The organism is Flagellimonas algicola (assembly GCF_005937185.1).
Taxonomy (GTDB): Bacteria; Bacteroidota; Bacteroidia; order Flavobacteriales; family Flavobacteriaceae; genus Flagellimonas; species Flagellimonas algicola.
In genome coordinates this window covers 331,270-347,232 of sequence record NZ_VCNI01000002.1, presented here as the reverse complement: position 1 = coordinate 347,232, position 15,963 = coordinate 331,270, and the positions used below count along the sequence as shown (strand labels likewise).

Annotated in this window: 9 protein-coding genes; 7 read left to right on the top strand and 2 right to left on the bottom strand. The window is 42.6% G+C overall.

Annotated features, from left to right (window positions below; translation table 11 throughout):
* Positions 1–13 precede the first annotated feature (13 nt).
* On the top strand, positions 14–691 hold the full coding sequence (locus FGG15_RS10420; protein ID WP_161991954.1) for a 3-keto-disaccharide hydrolase: 678 nt from the start codon (positions 14–16) through the stop codon (positions 689–691).
* Positions 692–995: 304 nt separating this feature from the next.
* Here FGG15_RS10420 and FGG15_RS10415 read toward each other — a convergent pair whose 3' ends face one another.
* Together FGG15_RS10415 and FGG15_RS10410 are read right to left on the bottom strand one after the other, a co-directional pair.
* A complete protein-coding gene (locus FGG15_RS10415; protein WP_138835970.1) occupies positions 996–3,182 on the bottom strand; it encodes a LamG domain-containing protein in 2,187 nt (728 codons plus the stop codon).
* Between the two features lie 158 nt (positions 3,183–3,340).
* On the bottom strand, positions 3,341–4,948 hold the full coding sequence (locus FGG15_RS10410) for an alpha-L-fucosidase (RefSeq protein ID WP_138835967.1): 1,608 nt from the start codon (positions 4,946–4,948) through the stop codon (positions 3,341–3,343).
* Positions 4,949–5,429: 481 nt separating this feature from the next.
* Here FGG15_RS10410 and FGG15_RS10405 point away from each other — a divergent pair, with 481 nt between their 5' ends.
* The 6 genes from FGG15_RS10405 (at position 5,430) to FGG15_RS10380 (ending at position 15,953) form a co-directional block, all read left to right on the top strand.
* The gene (locus tag FGG15_RS10405) at positions 5,430–6,302 is read left to right on the top strand and encodes a hypothetical protein (RefSeq protein WP_138835965.1); all 873 of its coding nucleotides are present in this window, start codon (positions 5,430–5,432) and stop codon (positions 6,300–6,302) included.
* A 24-nt stretch (positions 6,303–6,326) separates the two neighbouring features.
* Positions 6,327–9,362, top strand: coding sequence for a SusC/RagA family TonB-linked outer membrane protein (locus tag FGG15_RS10400; protein ID WP_138835963.1), 3,036 nt, complete (start codon positions 6,327–6,329; stop codon positions 9,360–9,362).
* 10 nt (positions 9,363–9,372) lie between these two features.
* Positions 9,373–10,887: a RagB/SusD family nutrient uptake outer membrane protein gene (locus FGG15_RS10395; RefSeq protein WP_161991953.1), complete on the top strand. Its 1,515-nt coding sequence runs from the start codon at positions 9,373–9,375 to the stop codon at positions 10,885–10,887.
* A 174-nt stretch (positions 10,888–11,061) separates the two neighbouring features.
* A complete protein-coding gene (locus FGG15_RS10390; RefSeq protein WP_138835959.1) occupies positions 11,062–13,461 on the top strand; it encodes a glycosyl hydrolase family 95 catalytic domain-containing protein in 2,400 nt (799 codons plus the stop codon).
* 37 nt (positions 13,462–13,498) lie between these two features.
* Complete coding sequence (locus FGG15_RS10385) at positions 13,499–14,881, top strand: SGNH/GDSL hydrolase family protein (RefSeq protein WP_138835958.1); 1,383 nt, start codon at positions 13,499–13,501, stop codon at positions 14,879–14,881.
* A gap of 496 nt (positions 14,882–15,377) precedes the next feature.
* Positions 15,378–15,953, top strand: coding sequence for a sigma-70 family RNA polymerase sigma factor (locus FGG15_RS10380; RefSeq protein WP_417936031.1), 576 nt, complete (start codon positions 15,378–15,380; stop codon positions 15,951–15,953).
* Positions 15,954–15,963: the final 10 nt, after the last annotated feature.

Genomic DNA, 15,963 nt, shown 5'->3' with positions numbered 1-15,963 from the left:
AAAATTTAACCAGATGGGAAAGTCAGTAATAAATTCGGTTTTATCAGCTTTTTTGGCAGTGTTGATGGTATCCAGTTTTATGGGTGTCGCCCAAGAGCATAGATCTGACCAAAATGGAACTGCAATTTCATTGTTTAATGGGAAAGATTTAACAGGATGGAAGGGAGAAAATCAGTGGTGGAAGGTAGAAGACGGTATGTTGGTCGGCGCAACCATATCCAAGCGAAATCCGGAGGACCCATCCTGGCTGATCACCGAGAAGGCCTTTGAAAATTTTGAGCTGACTTTATGGTGCAAGCTTGAGGGGGATGGTAACCGAAATTCAGGAGTGTACTATCGTGGAAAATGGAATGCCGAAAAACAAGTGTTAGGATATGAGTTCGATCTAGGGGGATGGGCTGGAGAGAAGGAACTTTGGTGGGGAGAACTGCACGATCCCTATGGCAGACAACTTAGTGTAAGTGACCTTGACAAATCAGCTATTAAACAATTGTATAACAAAAAAGGTTGGAACCATGTCCGCATCCGTGTTCAAGGAGACCACATTCAACATTGGTTAAATGGGATAAAAACCGTTGATTGGTATGAATCAGATTCTTCCATACAAAAATCAGGATTTATTGGGTTTCAAATTCATCCAGAATCAAGATATAAGGTTAGTTTTAGATCAATCAAACTCGCCAAATTATAGAAGGCCATTTCCAATTTATCGGATAAACTTTCCAGGGATTCTTAGCACAACCATTTTGTTTATTTTACCCTACATGAATAGTTAACAAGGTTTTTTTGACCAGAGAACAGTATTCCTGTAGTTATTAAGGCAGGAAAATGAAGGCGTTCGGATGGTTTGGGAAAGATTTTATGCCTTGAATGAGTGGAAAATTGGGCAGGCAAAGGAGCGATATTGGGTTAACCATAAAAAAAAAGAACCCCGTCTACATCCTGTAAAAAGTGTCAACGGGGTTGAAAATACTGGTTCAAATTTTGCCTTGGACCTAGTTTTGAGCTGCTATATCAATAGTGATTGGAGCATCTGATTCTGCTTTTACCCATACGATGAGGTCAACGCTGTTGAGGGAGTTCTTGAATCCGTATCTACCATCTTTAGCATTTAAGGCCTCTCCATTTACCTCTATGGAAGAGAGATTTCGCTGTCCCCAATTCTCAACCACAAAAGCCGGATTCAATACCGGGGACTCCTTGGAAGCATCCAAAGTAATGGCCAAAGAAGGTACTTGATCATCAAGTGCAATTGTATAGGCTTTTTCCTCCGGCTTGTAATAGGCCTTGGAAGCATTATCTCCCAATGAAATGGCAGCGGGATTGGACCAACTTTTATTTTGTTTGACCACGGTCTCAATATTTTGGTCCGTCATTCCACATAGCATGATCTTGGTCATGGAACGATCCGTTGTTTTATAGGCATTCCAGAAGTAATGGGACAGAGAGGCATGGGAGCCGCGATCCGCTACCATGGCAAATCTACCGTCGGTGGGCCTTGTTGCCACAGGCCAGTGATTCCACCATGGGAATACACTGATGTTTCTTCGTAACTCCCCTGCATAAACATCCATACTGGCGGGTTGGCCACCGTTGATCCCACCTGCAATATCTTGTGGACGAAGGGATGAAAAAGGCTTGTATTTCGATTTTGTGTTTACAATCTGATTGGTGATGTTTTGCGGATACGGAGGCCATAAAGGGGGTGCTTGGTGCTCCCAAGAATAGGTTTTACTATCACCACCAATGTTGGATACGGTAAGGGCTTCAAATTCCAATACACTTTCAGGCCTTTGACCAGGTTCCATGACCACCATACTCTCCTGCCATTCATGGGCAGCGTTGGGAGCATTACTAAGCAGAACATCTTCACGTACCGCGGACATGTCTGGATAAATAGTATAGGTTTCATTGGTCCAGTCGCCCCATCCGGTCTGTGGATCTTCAAAAGCGAAGTTCCCAACCACATCAACCAATCCGTAGCGCCATTGTACCACCACCCGGGCGGGAGTACTCTCAATGATCTTTACGCTGGAGTATTTGGTTTTTTTGTCCGACATCGGCTCGCAACTTCCATGGTCATTCCAGCCTTCATTAAAACCATTGTTGAAGAAAATACCATTTTCACTTACCCAGCTGGGGATATAGCCTGTGCCTCTCCAGAATACGAACTTGCAATCCGTTTCATCAAATTGTACCACAACATCCGCATGTTTGTCCACGGCCCATGGGGCATCCCATCCAGGGTAATATTCCAAGGTAGTATTAACTGCTCTAAAAACACCGGGAGATTGTGGCCCGGATGGGAATTTTCTTTTCGGGAGGGCAGGTGCGCTCAATGATTTCGATTCCTTTTTGTAGGCCGTAGCAATGGTTTTTGCGTCCAAAGATTTATCATATAATTTTAGTTCATCTAGAATCCCGTCCAAATAGGTCAATGACTTTTCGGTACCTTCAGGCCGAATGGTTCCAGTAGGTCTGGCGGCTACCCTGCTTCTACCTATTAGCTTTTCTACATCACCATGGTAATTGATAGTGGAGAAGGTGCCTTCAAACTTTCTATTGGCAACTTGTTCCCCGTTGATATAGAGGGTCATTCCACCTGCTGGTGAATAGGTTCCTGCAACATGGGTCCATGCATTGAGTTCCAACTGTTTATCGCTCATCACCGTTTCCATTTTTCCCTCATAAGTTCCCAACTTTAGAACAGGTCTTCCCCAGGAATCCAATTCCAGACTGTAACCTTCAGTGGAGCCGTCGGATAAAGGTCTTCGGTGATTGAATATGGAACAGAAATTTTTAGGATAGGCACCAAGGGCCACCCAGCTTTCAACAGTAAATTCTGTAAGTTCATCGCGAATTGCTGCGTCAGCTTCCTCATCAAATTCCTCCTCAATGTTTACGTAAGCAGTGTATCCGTCCAACAAAACAGCATTTCCCTTTACACCGGGAACGCTTTTGTAATATTTTCCATTTAGATTGTGTTCTTTTCCACTTGCTTCGGTAACATAAGCAAATACCTCCTTGGGCACATAGGTTTCTCCTCTTTCCAAATTGGCCTTTTGCCGTTCCACCCTGATCTTGTCAAAATCGAAGTGCTGGATTGGGTTGACCTGGCTCCAGGAGTAGGTCAAGGAAATTAGAAATAGCGCAATGGCTATCGCATAGGATTTAGTTCTCATCTTTTTTATTTTTCCAATTACATATAGTTGTATTCTTTCAGCGCTTTCCTTACCAAATTAAGTTGTGCGGAATCCGCTGTCTCCAAACTTACTAAATTAAAGTTAGAAACTAATAAATATTAACATATAGTTTCTGAACTCACCTTTACATTTATGCTCTATTTGCGAACTATTTTAAGCACATAGGCGTATTCACAGGGGCGGGACTTGGGCATTTGCACTTTGAGTCCCACAGCAGGGACGAGTTCCCAGTCCAACGCATTTCCGTCGCCCAACATGGTTATGGATTCAATTTCATCTGGGTAAAGGTAATAGCCCGAAATGTGATTTTGTGCATCCTCGTCCAAATCAACATAGCCCCAGGCTTTTTTGCCTTTCGTATCGCCTGAATGCCGTACTAATGATTTAATGGTCACCGAATCACCGGGCCAACCCAGTATGGTTGCATACAGCACATTGCCTTTAGTGGTGAATCGGATGTCCTCTTTTCCAAAATCCATGCCTTCGTCCTCGTCCTCTTCATCTGGATTCAGGTCTTTTAGATCGTCCACCACTTCATATTCTTCTTCGGTTTCTTCGCTTCCAGGTCCTTCTCCCGATTTGGTCCAAGCCCTTGTACCATAGATGGCCTCACCATTGATTTTTAGCCAATTCCCCATGCCCAATAGGGCATTTTTGGCTTCTTCGGGAATAGTTCCATCCCATTTTGGTCCTATATTCAATAATAGGTATCCGTTGTTGCTCACCCGATATACCAAATTATCGATGAGGTTGTTTACGGGTTCATATTCCAAATTAGGTCTGTAGCCCCATGATGGCCCATTGTCAATAGTGGTATCCGTTATCCAATCGTAGTGGGTTAATTTGGAAGCTGCGCCCAATTCTAAATCAAAGAGTCCCACCCCAGGAGGTAGGTCATGGTGCTTGTATGAAATGATCACCTCTTCGTTGCGGTCCAATCCAGAGTTGTAGTAATGCGTCACGAAGTCTTTTACATAATCTTCCCGGATAATGTCCAGCGCAAAATCAAACCACACAAAATCTGGCTGGTAATTATCCACCACCTCGATCAACTTCCCTTTCCACTCCTCCATATATTCCTTGGTGGGCACATCGCCTTCTTCATGAATTGGGCCATAAAGGCCAGAAAATTCGGGATTGCTTGAATCCTTGGTTTTATCCCAAGTAGGGAAAAAGTACCAATTGGCCGAGTGATGAAAAGCGGTGACGAATTTCATTCCTTTGGCTTTAATGGCTTTGCCCAGCTCGCCCACCACATCTCTTTTGGGTCCCATTTGGGCGGCGTTCCATTTGGAATATTGGCTATCCCACATGGCAAAGCCATCGTGATGTTCTGCCACAGGCCCGGCGAATTTGGCGCCTGACTTGGCAAATAAATCCGCCCATTCATCTGCATCAAATTTCTCGCCGGTAAATTTGGGAATTAGGTCCTTATAGCCAAAATCGGGGGTAAGCTTGCCATGCACCCGTTCAAAATCTTGTCCCCATTCACTTTCAGGATTCATATACGCCACACTCGAGTTCCAGGTAACATTTCCATTGATTCCGGAATAGCAGTAGATGCCCCAATGGGTATAAATACCAAACTTACCATCCTTTAACCATTCTGGGGTTTGATGTTGGGAGAGCGACTCCCAATTGGATTCATAATATTGGATTTGGACCACTTCATTGCTTCGGTTTTCATTGCAGCTATAAAGAATAAAGGTCGCCAATAGTAAGGCTGTATTGCGCACTAATCTCATAGGTTTGTCTTTTGGAATTCTTATTGATCTCTATTAAAAGGATACAACTTAGTAAAAGTTCAAAAGTAAGTTATTTAATTTATATGATTTTTAAGCTAAAACAGATATTTTAGAGAGATCAACCTATACTAAACAACGAACAGAATGATAATAGGTGTTGTTTTTGCGCTTAAGGTAACATTGAAAGGTGTAAAATAAGTTGCGATTGAGATTTAACAAACCATGTGGTAAAGTAGGAATTAGCTTAAATTTTGTCGATTGATTTGTTAAATGTGTAAAATGTAGTATGAAAAAATACTGAATTCATAATTGGTTTAATAATTGGGAACTGCCCTATAAAATATAGGGGTCGGGCTGATCGAAAACCAAAATGGGTGAAGTGCGTATTGCCAACTTAACAAAACTTACTTACTAAATTTTAAAAAGTAAAAATAATTTTTATACATTTATCCGAACTTTACAACAATTAACTAAATAACTCATGAAAAAAATTATTGGAAAAATTACTTTGATGGGTCTGATTCTGATTTTGGGCTTTTCTTCGTGTGAGAACCCAATTGAGGTTGAATTTCCAGAAGTACTTATTATTAATCAGGCTCCCCAAGTGACCCCGATTAGTAGCAAAACCCTAAAAGAAATAAGCGGACCAAAAACGTTTGATCTATCTACCAATGTAAACGATCAGGAAAACGATGCCTTGTCCTTTGTTGTTAATTCCAGTGACCCGGGTGTGGTAGAAGCCAGTATTAACGGTTCTATATTAACCTTACGGTCTGTTTCCATCGGAACTGCGGTTATTAGCGTTGACGTCACAGATTCCAACGGGAATGCGGTGAGTACCACTATAGGCGTATCGGTAGAAGAAGGAGTTGATTTGGTATATGCTCTTGAAATTAATTTCGATGTGCCAGATGGAGGTTTTACAGAGCAGATGCAAGGTGCTGTAGAAGAAGTGAACGACATATATTCAGAAGGTAGCTTTATTAGCAGTGGTTCTGCTTTGATTGGTCCATCTTCAGGCGATTGGGTCGGGATTGAACTGTTCACTCAAGAACTTGATATTTCTAACCAACCGAGATTCGAGTTTAGTTATGCGAACGTGAACGATGCTACAAACGTGAACATATTCTTTGGTGCTGGGGAGGAATTCTCCATTACCATGGCAGATTTGGGTGAAGACGTAGTTCTGGGCAACCCTGGCTTTAACACTATAGTGGTGGAAGACTTGCAGGCTGTTTTTGACGACTTGGACATTGAAGCTGATTTGTCCGCCGTATTCGCCATCGGATTTAATACGGAAGCTTCAGGAAATTCATTCAACGTTGACGATGTACGATTGGGCATCAAGGAATAATTCACGCATAACAAAGAGATTAAAATGAAATATATAATAAGATTTAAGAGTGCCCTATTATTTCTGGGGCTGATAGTTGGGCTGCAGTCAAGTGCAATCGCCCAAAATACAATTACAGGTACAATTACCGATGCAGATGGACAGCCACTTGCTGGCGCCACGGTAGTTGAGCAATCCACAACCAATGGTGTGGTGGCCGACTTTGATGGAAACTACAGCATCGTGGTAGGCGATTCCAATGCAGTTTTAACCTTTAGCTTTGTGGGATTTGTCACCCAAGACATACCTGTAGGGGCAAGAACCACAATCAATGTTAGTCTTCAAGCAGATCAAAATGTTTTGGATGAAGTAGTGGTGATTGGTTATGGTAAACAAAAGAAAAGTTCCTTGACAGGGGCTGTTTCCATTATCGATGTAGGAGAAACAGAAAAAAGTCAGTACACCAATATTACCGACCGACTTCAAGGTAGGGCTGCGGGGGTTACCGTTGTGGCCAATGGTGAGCCGGGATCCATTGGTGATATCAGGATTAGGGGTTCGGCATTCTTTGATGACAACAACCCGCTGTATGTGGTGGATGGGGTTATTCTTTCAGGAGCACCTACGATCAATCCCAACGACGTGGAAAACATCCAAATTCTTAAAGATGCTTCTTCCGCTGCCATATACGGTTCACGTGCTGGTAACGGGGTCATTGTGATTACAACTAAAAAGGGGCAAAAAGGAAAGCTTCGTGTTAGTGCCAATGTAACCACCGGTTTTCAGCAAATTGCTGAAAAACTTGATATGACCAATGCTGAAGGTTGGGCCAGAATTGTTAGGGCAGCCTTTGATTCGCCCAACGCTAGCGGACTTCAGCCTGCCCACGCCTTTAATCTACCAGGTATTGATACAGATTGGCAAAGCGAAGTGTTCAGAACAGCCACCCTTCAAGATTTTAACGCCAACGTTTCTGGAGGAGGTGATCGTTTCACGGTGTTGTTCGGGGTTAACCATACCTATCAAGATGGAACCGTTCCAGGACCGAAATTTGATAGATCGGGGATTCGATTGAATTCTTCCTTTGAAGTTATCAAGGATCGTCTTACAGTAGGGCAGAATGTTGCCTTTAATAGAGTTCGCTTAAGCGGTGGAGCAGAAGAGGACAATGCGGCTGCAGCGGGTCTAGCCGTTCCTACTGCCATAGATGCTCTTCCTGTTATTCCGGTATTTGATCCAACCAAAATTAGTGGCTATGGTCATGGAGATACCAATAATTTGAGCTTTATGGTCAACCCTATTGGATTTGCGGCCCTGTACAAAAACACCACGGAGACCCACAACATATTAGGAAATGTCTATGCAGACTTTACCATTTTTGACGGTTTGAATTACCACTTTAGTTTGGGAATAGAACGGGGAACAAGCTATAACAAGCTCTTTAACCCGCGTAATCAGATTCGTCGTACCACCTTAGTAGGTTCAGCTTTATCTGTAGCTGATTCGGAGGACCAGACTACCTATATTGAACATAGGCTTACCTATGAGAAAACCTTTGGTAAACATACCTTTTCACTTATGGGGGCATTCAATGATTTGGAGGAAACCTCTTTTGGCACTTCCATCGCATTTGATAATTCCCTCAATGCATTCGAAGCAGGTTTGTTTGAAGTCTCGGCTGCAACACCTCAAGGAACTGGAATCCCAACTGTGGGAAGCAGCAGGTCAACAGTGGCGACACACTCATTACTATCGAGATTCACCTATGATTTTGATGATCGATATTTGTTGAAGGCATCTGTTCGCCGCGATAGTTATTCTGTATTTCTTGGAGAGAACAGGGATGATGTATTTCCATCCCTTGATATAGGTTGGAACGTACACAATGAAGCCTTCTTTAACGTTGATGCCATTTCCCAGTTAAAGCTTAGGGCTGCCTACGGGGAGGTTGGGAACAATGATGCAGGGGATAATCCCTATATCGGAACCACAGGAATTTCCCAAGGCGCTGGAGGACCCAACTATAACCTAGGTCCAACAGGAACGGCAGCGGCAGGTGCAACAAGGGATGCTGCATTAGGGAACCCGGATTTGACCTGGGCCAGGGTGAGTGAGTATAACTTTGGTGTGGATTTGGAAATGTTTAATGGAAAATTGGCCTTTGAAGGAAACTATTACTTTGGTGAGGTTGAAAACTTGTTGGCCGATGTTCCTGTTCCCGCGTCAGCCGGTATTGGGTTTGGCAGTACTATAAGATTAAATGCCGTGACCAATGAACGTAAAGGTTGGGAAACTGCACTAACGTTTAGAAAGCTTGAAGGGGATTTTACCTATAGCATCAGTGCCAATGCATTTGCAACGGAGACCTCGGTAAAAAGTGTTCCTGCCGGTTTTACGGGTATTGTTGGAAGCTCTATTACATCAGTAGGATCTCCAAGAGCAAGATTATTTGTTTGGGACTACCAAGGATTGTACACTTCAGAGGATATTGCCGCCCTACCAGCTGGATTTATGGTGGGAGAGTTTGAACCCATTGTGGGAGATGCCAAATACAGGGACGTGAACGGAGACAATATTATCGATCAGAATGATAGGGTAGCCGTGGGGAATACCTTACCGACTGTCAACTTTGGATTAAATTTCACAGCAGCATATAAAAATTGGGATTTCACTGCATTCTTTTCGGGCTTGTTTGGAAGAGATGTACTGAATGGGCCTATTCAAGGATTGCATGCGGATATCGCGAGCAATTATCCGGCCAATTATAATCCATACATTAATGGGGTTGGAACCCATCCAAGGCCTCAGACAGCTGGCGATCACGGGAATTACGCAGCAAGTACCTTGTATGTAGAGGATGGCAGTTTTGTAAAACTGAGAAATCTGCAGATTGGTTATACGGTTCCTTGGAAAGATGTAGATAATTTAAGATTGTTTATTTCAGGACAGAACTTGTTCACGTGGACGGATTTCACAAGCATAGAACCAGAGTTTGAAGGTGGTTTCTTTACGGCTGGTGAAGCTGAACTGGGATACCCAGTGGTTCGATCTATAGCGTTAGGTTTAAATGTTTCTTTATAAAAAAATGATGATGAAAAATAAGATAAAATTAGTTTACGCTTTTGCATTGACCTTTTCGTTGGTTGCCTGTTCCGAGTTGGACCAAGTAGATCCAAACCAAGTATCGGAGTCCACTTTCTGGCAAACAGAATCGCAACTGGACCAGGGTGTCATTGCAGCTTATGATGTATTGCAGTTTGATACCATGTACGGACAGAACCTTCATATCATCTATTCGGGGCTTTCGGATGAAGGTACCAATGAGCATCCATTTGAATTCAATGCCTTGGTGCGCTTCACTCTTTCGGATACCGATGCCTTTGGAGGTCCACACTGGGGAAGCAATTATACCATGATTAGTAGGGCGTATCAAGTTTTGGAAAACGAGCCAAGATTTAATAAACCCGCCATTGCTGGACAAGCCGAATTTTTGATTGCACTGGCCTACTTTAATTTGGTAGGATATTTTGGAGAGAATGTAGCGTATGTTGATCGCGTACAAAATCCTGGTGACAGACCCTCCACAGCTGAGGATGGGCAGATTTACGCCTTGATTGAATCCATGTTGCTTTCTGCAATTGATAAGCTTCCCTTGGGTTGGTCGGAAAATGATTATGGACGTGCTACCAAAGGTGCTGCGCAGGCACTGCTGGCCAAGACCTATTTTCAACAACAGCGTTTTGCCGAGGCTGAGCCTTTGTTAAAAGCAGTTATTGATTCGGGGCAATATAGTTTGTTGGCGAATTATGCTGATAATTTTATGGAAACCGGCACCGTGAACCCAGAAGCTGTGTTTTTAGTTAACTTTATTGAGGACGGTCCCACGAACGAGACGGATTCCAACAGACGTCACCAAATTTTCAGTGTTTCTGAACAAGGAGGCGCCTTTGGGGATATCCAATGTTCCAATATGATTTTCAATGCTTTCAATAGGGAAGAGGATGCCACGGGAAGTAAGGACTCAAGAATGGATCAAACGATAATTTACCCAGGTTCGGAATTGACCTATTATGGTTTGAGCGGGCAAGCATGGGCGGATGAGGCACCCGACCAGAATTTGCTTACAGGGTTCTATAAATATTCGGAACAAGAACACACGGCCAACAATGTTGATCCAAGTTCTGGACTTCCAACCTTTATGACCATTTTGGCCGATGGAGGTACGGACTATATAGTAATACGCTATGCAGATGTTTTGTTGATGTATGCCGAGGCCCTAAATGCTGCGGGCAATACAGCACAAGCGGTTACTTATGTGGATCAAGTAAGGGCCAGATCGGAAAGACCGGCTTTGTTGGATGCCTACCCTGGAGCTGCAGACAGCCAGAGTGCCTTTCGGGATCAACTGGAGCAAGAACGTATTCTGGAATTGTCAGGCGAGAATTGGAGGTTCTTTGATTTGAAAAGATACGGCAAGTATAACAATGCGCAACAGGCAGAGGATGCCAATTTTGGCACTTTTACAGATGGTCAGGATGAAGTAGCGGGTATTCCCCAGAGTGAACTGGATACCAATGCGAATCTAAGACCTAACCAGGCCAATTAAAAAATAGTTCCTTGGATTTTGTTTTCCCTTTTATGGATTGTTTGGGGAAAACCATGTTGAAGTAACGTTGCACCATGCCATTTAAAATTAAGTGGTGTGGTGCTTTTCTTCATACCAGGAACAAATGAATCAGCTTTTTAAAGTCAATAGTTAACCAAATAGATACGATACAACATGAACGCAAAGAGATTTATGGCCATTCTAGTGGGAGCGGCTCTTGTGTCTTGCAACTCAGAAAAGCAATTGGACATTGCTTACGTTTTTGACCAAAACCCTCAACATGGTTTTATAAGCGATAAACCAGCTTCCAAATGGGAGGAATCCGCCATCAGCGGAAATGGGACGCTAGGGATTCTAATCCCGGGCAATCCTCATAAAGATAGAATGGTCATTAGCCATGAGAAATTGTTTATGCCGGAATATCCTCCTTATGATGCTCCAAATTTGGGGAGTCGGTTGGCTGAAATCCGGGAACTTGTTTTAGAAGGTAGGGAGCAAGAAGCTTCCATGATTGCCGTGGAAGAGGGGGTAAAAATTGGAATAGAAGACGAATTTATTTGGACCAATCCCCATATCCCGGCCTGCCAACTGGAATTGGAGAACCTAAATCCAATTAAGGATGACCTATATTCCCGAAAGGTAAACTACGAAACCGGAGAAATAACGGTTAACTATGGGACTAAAAATGAAGTTATCTCTCGAAGAGCCTTTGTTTCCCGTACTGACAGTGTTGCCGTTTTGCACATTCAAAGTCTTACTGCTGGCAAACTCAATTACAAGTTTAACTTGAACCAATTGCCCTTGCCCGAAGCAGAAGAAGAGGAAGATGCTTTTGATCCAACAGAATTTGTTTCGAAATTGGACATAAAGGCGCAAAGTGATTGTTTGTCCTATGAGACAACCTTTGAAAGGGAATGGGAAGGATCATTGAAATCGTACACGGTGGTATCCAAGATTATGCCACGGAATGGTTCTCTGAAGGTAGATGGAAACAGCATCCAGGTAAAGAATGCTGATGAGATTTTGGTGTTATCCACAGTTAAATTGAACTATAAAAAAGAAGAGGGCTCGCAATCCATCAAATTGAAGAAAAAATTGGATGCATTAGGGTCTTCCTATGATACTCTTTTGGAACCACATGCCCAAATCCATGGGGAATTATTTAACCGCTTTAGTTTTCAGTTGGGTGAGACTGACAGAAGAAATATCACTTCCGAAGCGCTTTTGAGCTCCTCCACATTTCAGGCCACTAATTCAGAATTGGTGGTTCAAACCGTAGAAGCTTCCAGATATAATGTGATTTGCAGTACTGGGGAAACCCCTCCAGCCTTACAGGGTATTTGGGGAGGTACCTGGCGGCCAGCATGGTCGGGGGATTTTACCCTGAACGGGAATGTCCCATCGGTAATTGCATCCGGGTTAAATACCAATTTGCGAGAACTTACGGATTCGTATTTGCAAATGATGGATGATATGTTGGCGGATTTTGAGAAAAATGCCAAAGGCCTTTATGGATTGGACGGCATCTATGTGCCATCCAGGGCAAGTGAATTTGGTAGTGTGTACCATTATTCAGAATATTTCCCCCATATCTATTGGTATGCTGGCACGGCTTGGGCAGCACATTTTCATTATGACAAATGGCTGTATACCATGGACGAGGACTACCTAAAGGAACAGGCATTGCCATTTATGCTCAAGGCCTATGAATTCTTGAGTCAGATCTTGTATCGGTCGGCAGATGGACAATACATGTTTGTTCCTTCGTATTCGCCCGAAGTTGGGCCATTGGACAAACATCCAGTTGCTATAAATGCCACTATGGATGTGGCGTCCATGAAGCAACTCTTGAGGAATCTGATCACTTTGGCCAATCAAGGATATATTTCAATACAGAAGATTGCTGAGTACCAAGGTATTTTGGACAATTTGCCAGACTATGCCGTTGACGATAAGGGTGAATTGAAAGAATGGATTTGGGCATCCTATGATAACAACAATGAGCATAGACATGCTTCGCATTTGTATCCACTCTATGATGGCGTGGATGAAGATTTCAAGAATAATCCGGAGTTGGTCGATGCCGCCAAAAATGCCATTGAGGCACGTATGGAATATAGACGGGGCAGGGAAGGGGGAGAAATGGCCTTTGGTTTGGTACAGCTGGGAATGGCCGCATCCCATTTGAAAGATGCCGAACTGGCCTACGAATGTATCCGTTGGCTGGTAAACTCTTATTGGACCCCATCCTTTGTGAGCTATCATGATCCACAAGAGATTTTCAACCTCGATATTAGCGGAGGCATGCCCGCCGTGGTCTCCTATATGTTGCTTCAATCCACTACCGAGGAGATTGTATTGCTTCCTGCGTTACCCAAGGAATGGCCCAACGGTAAGGTAAAGGGATTACCTGCCCGTGGAGGATTTATTGTGGATATGGAATGGCAAAATGGAAAACCTACCCATTTGAACATTAGCTCAAAAACGGAGCATACGACCAAAATTCGATTTGGGGACCAAGTTTGGGATGTACAAATCAAAAAGGGGGAATCCAGAGCATTGTCATTGAATTAATATTGATAAAACAAAATTCACCTGAGGCCTTTGTAAAATGAAATACAGCAAAAAATACATTAGTACCTTATTTTTCACCCTTGCCCTTGTTTCCACGCAGCTAGGGGCTCAGAATTTTAAGAACACCCAGCAGAAGGTTCAATTGGAAGATGGGGATACTTTTGTTTTTATCGGTAATAGTATAACCCACCAATGCGCCTACACACAGTACGTAGAGGATTTTTTCTATACCAGGTATCCTGATAAAAAGCTCAGTATTGTGAATGCCGGGGTTTCGGGAGACTTCGCTGGCGATGTGCTTAAGCGTTTGGAAGAAGATGTGTTAAAACATCAGCCCAAATATGCAAGTATTCTTATTGGAATGAATGATGGGGAATATGCGCGATGGAACGATACTATTTTCAATACCTACAAAAGGGATATGCTGGAACTCACCCAAAAGTTGGTGAATGCCCAGGTCAAACCATTGCTGCTTACCCCGACTATTTTTGATACCCATCAAGCTTTACTTGGGGAAAATTGGGTAGATAAGGAAAAGATACCCAATATGCATTACGATGCCGTTCTTGCCTACTTTGGCGCTTGGTGTTTGGAGCAGGCAAACTTAAGAGGTTATGGGTACGCAGATTTACATGGCTATCTTACCCATTACACCAGAGAAGCAAGAAAAAAGGATGCGGATTTTACCTTTATCCCTGATGCCGTGCATCCTGAGTATGATGGCCAATTGATTATGGCCGTTGCCTTATTGGAGGGTATGGGGGTGGATACTATGGTCTCGGAAATTGAAGTGGTCAAAAAAGAGGGGCTTTGGAACTATGCCTCCAAAAATGGGATTTTGAGCAATGAAAAATCTGAAGCCCTTGAGTTTGATTTTAAAGCAAACGCCTTACCGTGGGTGGTACCAGCAGATGCCCAATATGCATATAATTTGACCAACGCCGACTCAAGACTGGGATTAGAGATTATCCGTGTGGTCGGATTGGAATACGGGAATTACCATGTAATCATCGACAATATAACTGTTGGGACCTATTCCCATATGGACCTTGCCAAGGGAGTGGAATTGCAAAACAATCCAAGAACTCCTCAGTACCGGCAGGCATTAGCGGTGGCCGAGCTCAATAAGAAACGAAATGAAGAGGTAATCGAGAAAATCAGGGATGAATGGTTGTTGAGAAAGGGACTGGCTAATCCTGAGTTGATGGAAGAAGAGGAGGAAGAGGAAGACCTTTCTGGTGATCCTGAGCATCAGCGTTACTTACGGCTTAGGGAGATAGGGTACGAACGTTATGTCCAAGATAAATTTTCCAAGGTTATCCAAGAATTGGAGACCAAATCAAAAATCATGGTTGATGCCATCTATGAGATAAACCAACCTAAAACACTTCATTATTCCGTTGTGCGGGCGGACAAATAATACTTCAAAAAAAAGCATAACCATCAGGGTCCATTAGTATCCTAAAGGGGATTGGGCTATGCTTGATTTTAAGCATCCATTTTTTTTTGCTATTTGACCACTTCAAGGTTGGGTAAGTAGCTTACTGAGCTGTTTTAATTATGGTTCGGTGGTTTTTTGGGAATATACATTTTCCCAAATGTTGTTCATGGAAAAGGGCATCGTAAACGCGATGCCCTTTTTACCACTAACTCAATCAGAATTGACTAACTAAACTTAAAGTCTCTGTAGAATTTAAGACTCTAGAATTGCACTGTTATAATTGACTTTTTATAACATAGTAAATGTATGAAAAAAAGTATTATTATTTATTATAACAATGTTAAAGTTTAATAATAAAGAGCTTAAGGGTAAAATTATTAATTTTAGGTTCATTGAATAACAATTTATTATTTACTTTTAAAATATAAGAAAGTAAATAAAAATTCAATGGCCAAACAATGACGGCTATTTGATTATGGAAATTAAGGATGAAGTATTGGTTAAAAAGTATATGGAAGGAAATGAAGCGGTTCTTGGTCAATTGATCAATAAACACAATCGTCGCATTTCGGGGTATATTTTTTCCAAAGTAAAGGATAGGGAGATTACTGAGGATATTTTTCAGGACACTTTTGTCAAGGTTATCAAAACGCTAAAAAGAGGAGATTACAGGGAGCAAGGCAAATTTTTACCATGGGTAATGCAGATCGCCCATAATCTTATTGTGGATTATTTAAGGAAAAGAAGGCGACTGGCCATATTTGAGAGCAAGGATGACTTTGACATCTTTTCAGTAATTGAAGACGGCGAACCAAACGCGGAAAGTAATCTCATAAAGCAGCAATTGGACAAAAACCTGATTAGACTGGTGGAACAGCTCCATCATGATCAGAAGGAAGTTTTAATGATGCGAATTTTTCGGGGAATGAGCTATACCGAAATTTCGGAAAACACTGGTGTTGGAATCAACACCGCCCTGGGAAGAATGCGATATGCGCTTATCAATCTTCGCAAGTTGGTCGAATCCCAAAATGTAAATATTATGGAATAGATGGTTGAAA

Bases quoted from the DNA above. Each gene is read 5' to 3' on its own strand.
- FGG15_RS10420 (WP_161991954.1), top strand. From the start codon at position 14: ATGGGAAAGTCAGTAATAAATTCGGTTTTATCAGCTTTTTTGGCAGTG.
- FGG15_RS10415 (WP_138835970.1), bottom strand. From the start codon at position 3,182: ATGAGAACTAAATCCTATGCGATAGCCATTGCGCTATTTCTAATTTCC.
- FGG15_RS10410 (WP_138835967.1), bottom strand. From the start codon at position 4,948: ATGAGATTAGTGCGCAATACAGCCTTACTATTGGCGACCTTTATTCTT.
- FGG15_RS10405 (WP_138835965.1), top strand. From the start codon at position 5,430: ATGAAAAAAATTATTGGAAAAATTACTTTGATGGGTCTGATTCTGATT.
- FGG15_RS10400 (WP_138835963.1), top strand. From the start codon at position 6,327: ATGAAATATATAATAAGATTTAAGAGTGCCCTATTATTTCTGGGGCTG.
- FGG15_RS10395 (WP_161991953.1), top strand. From the start codon at position 9,373: ATGAAAAATAAGATAAAATTAGTTTACGCTTTTGCATTGACCTTTTCG.
- FGG15_RS10390 (WP_138835959.1), top strand. From the start codon at position 11,062: ATGAACGCAAAGAGATTTATGGCCATTCTAGTGGGAGCGGCTCTTGTG.
- FGG15_RS10385 (WP_138835958.1), top strand. From the start codon at position 13,499: ATGAAATACAGCAAAAAATACATTAGTACCTTATTTTTCACCCTTGCC.
- FGG15_RS10380 (WP_417936031.1), top strand. From the start codon at position 15,378: ATGGAAATTAAGGATGAAGTATTGGTTAAAAAGTATATGGAAGGAAAT.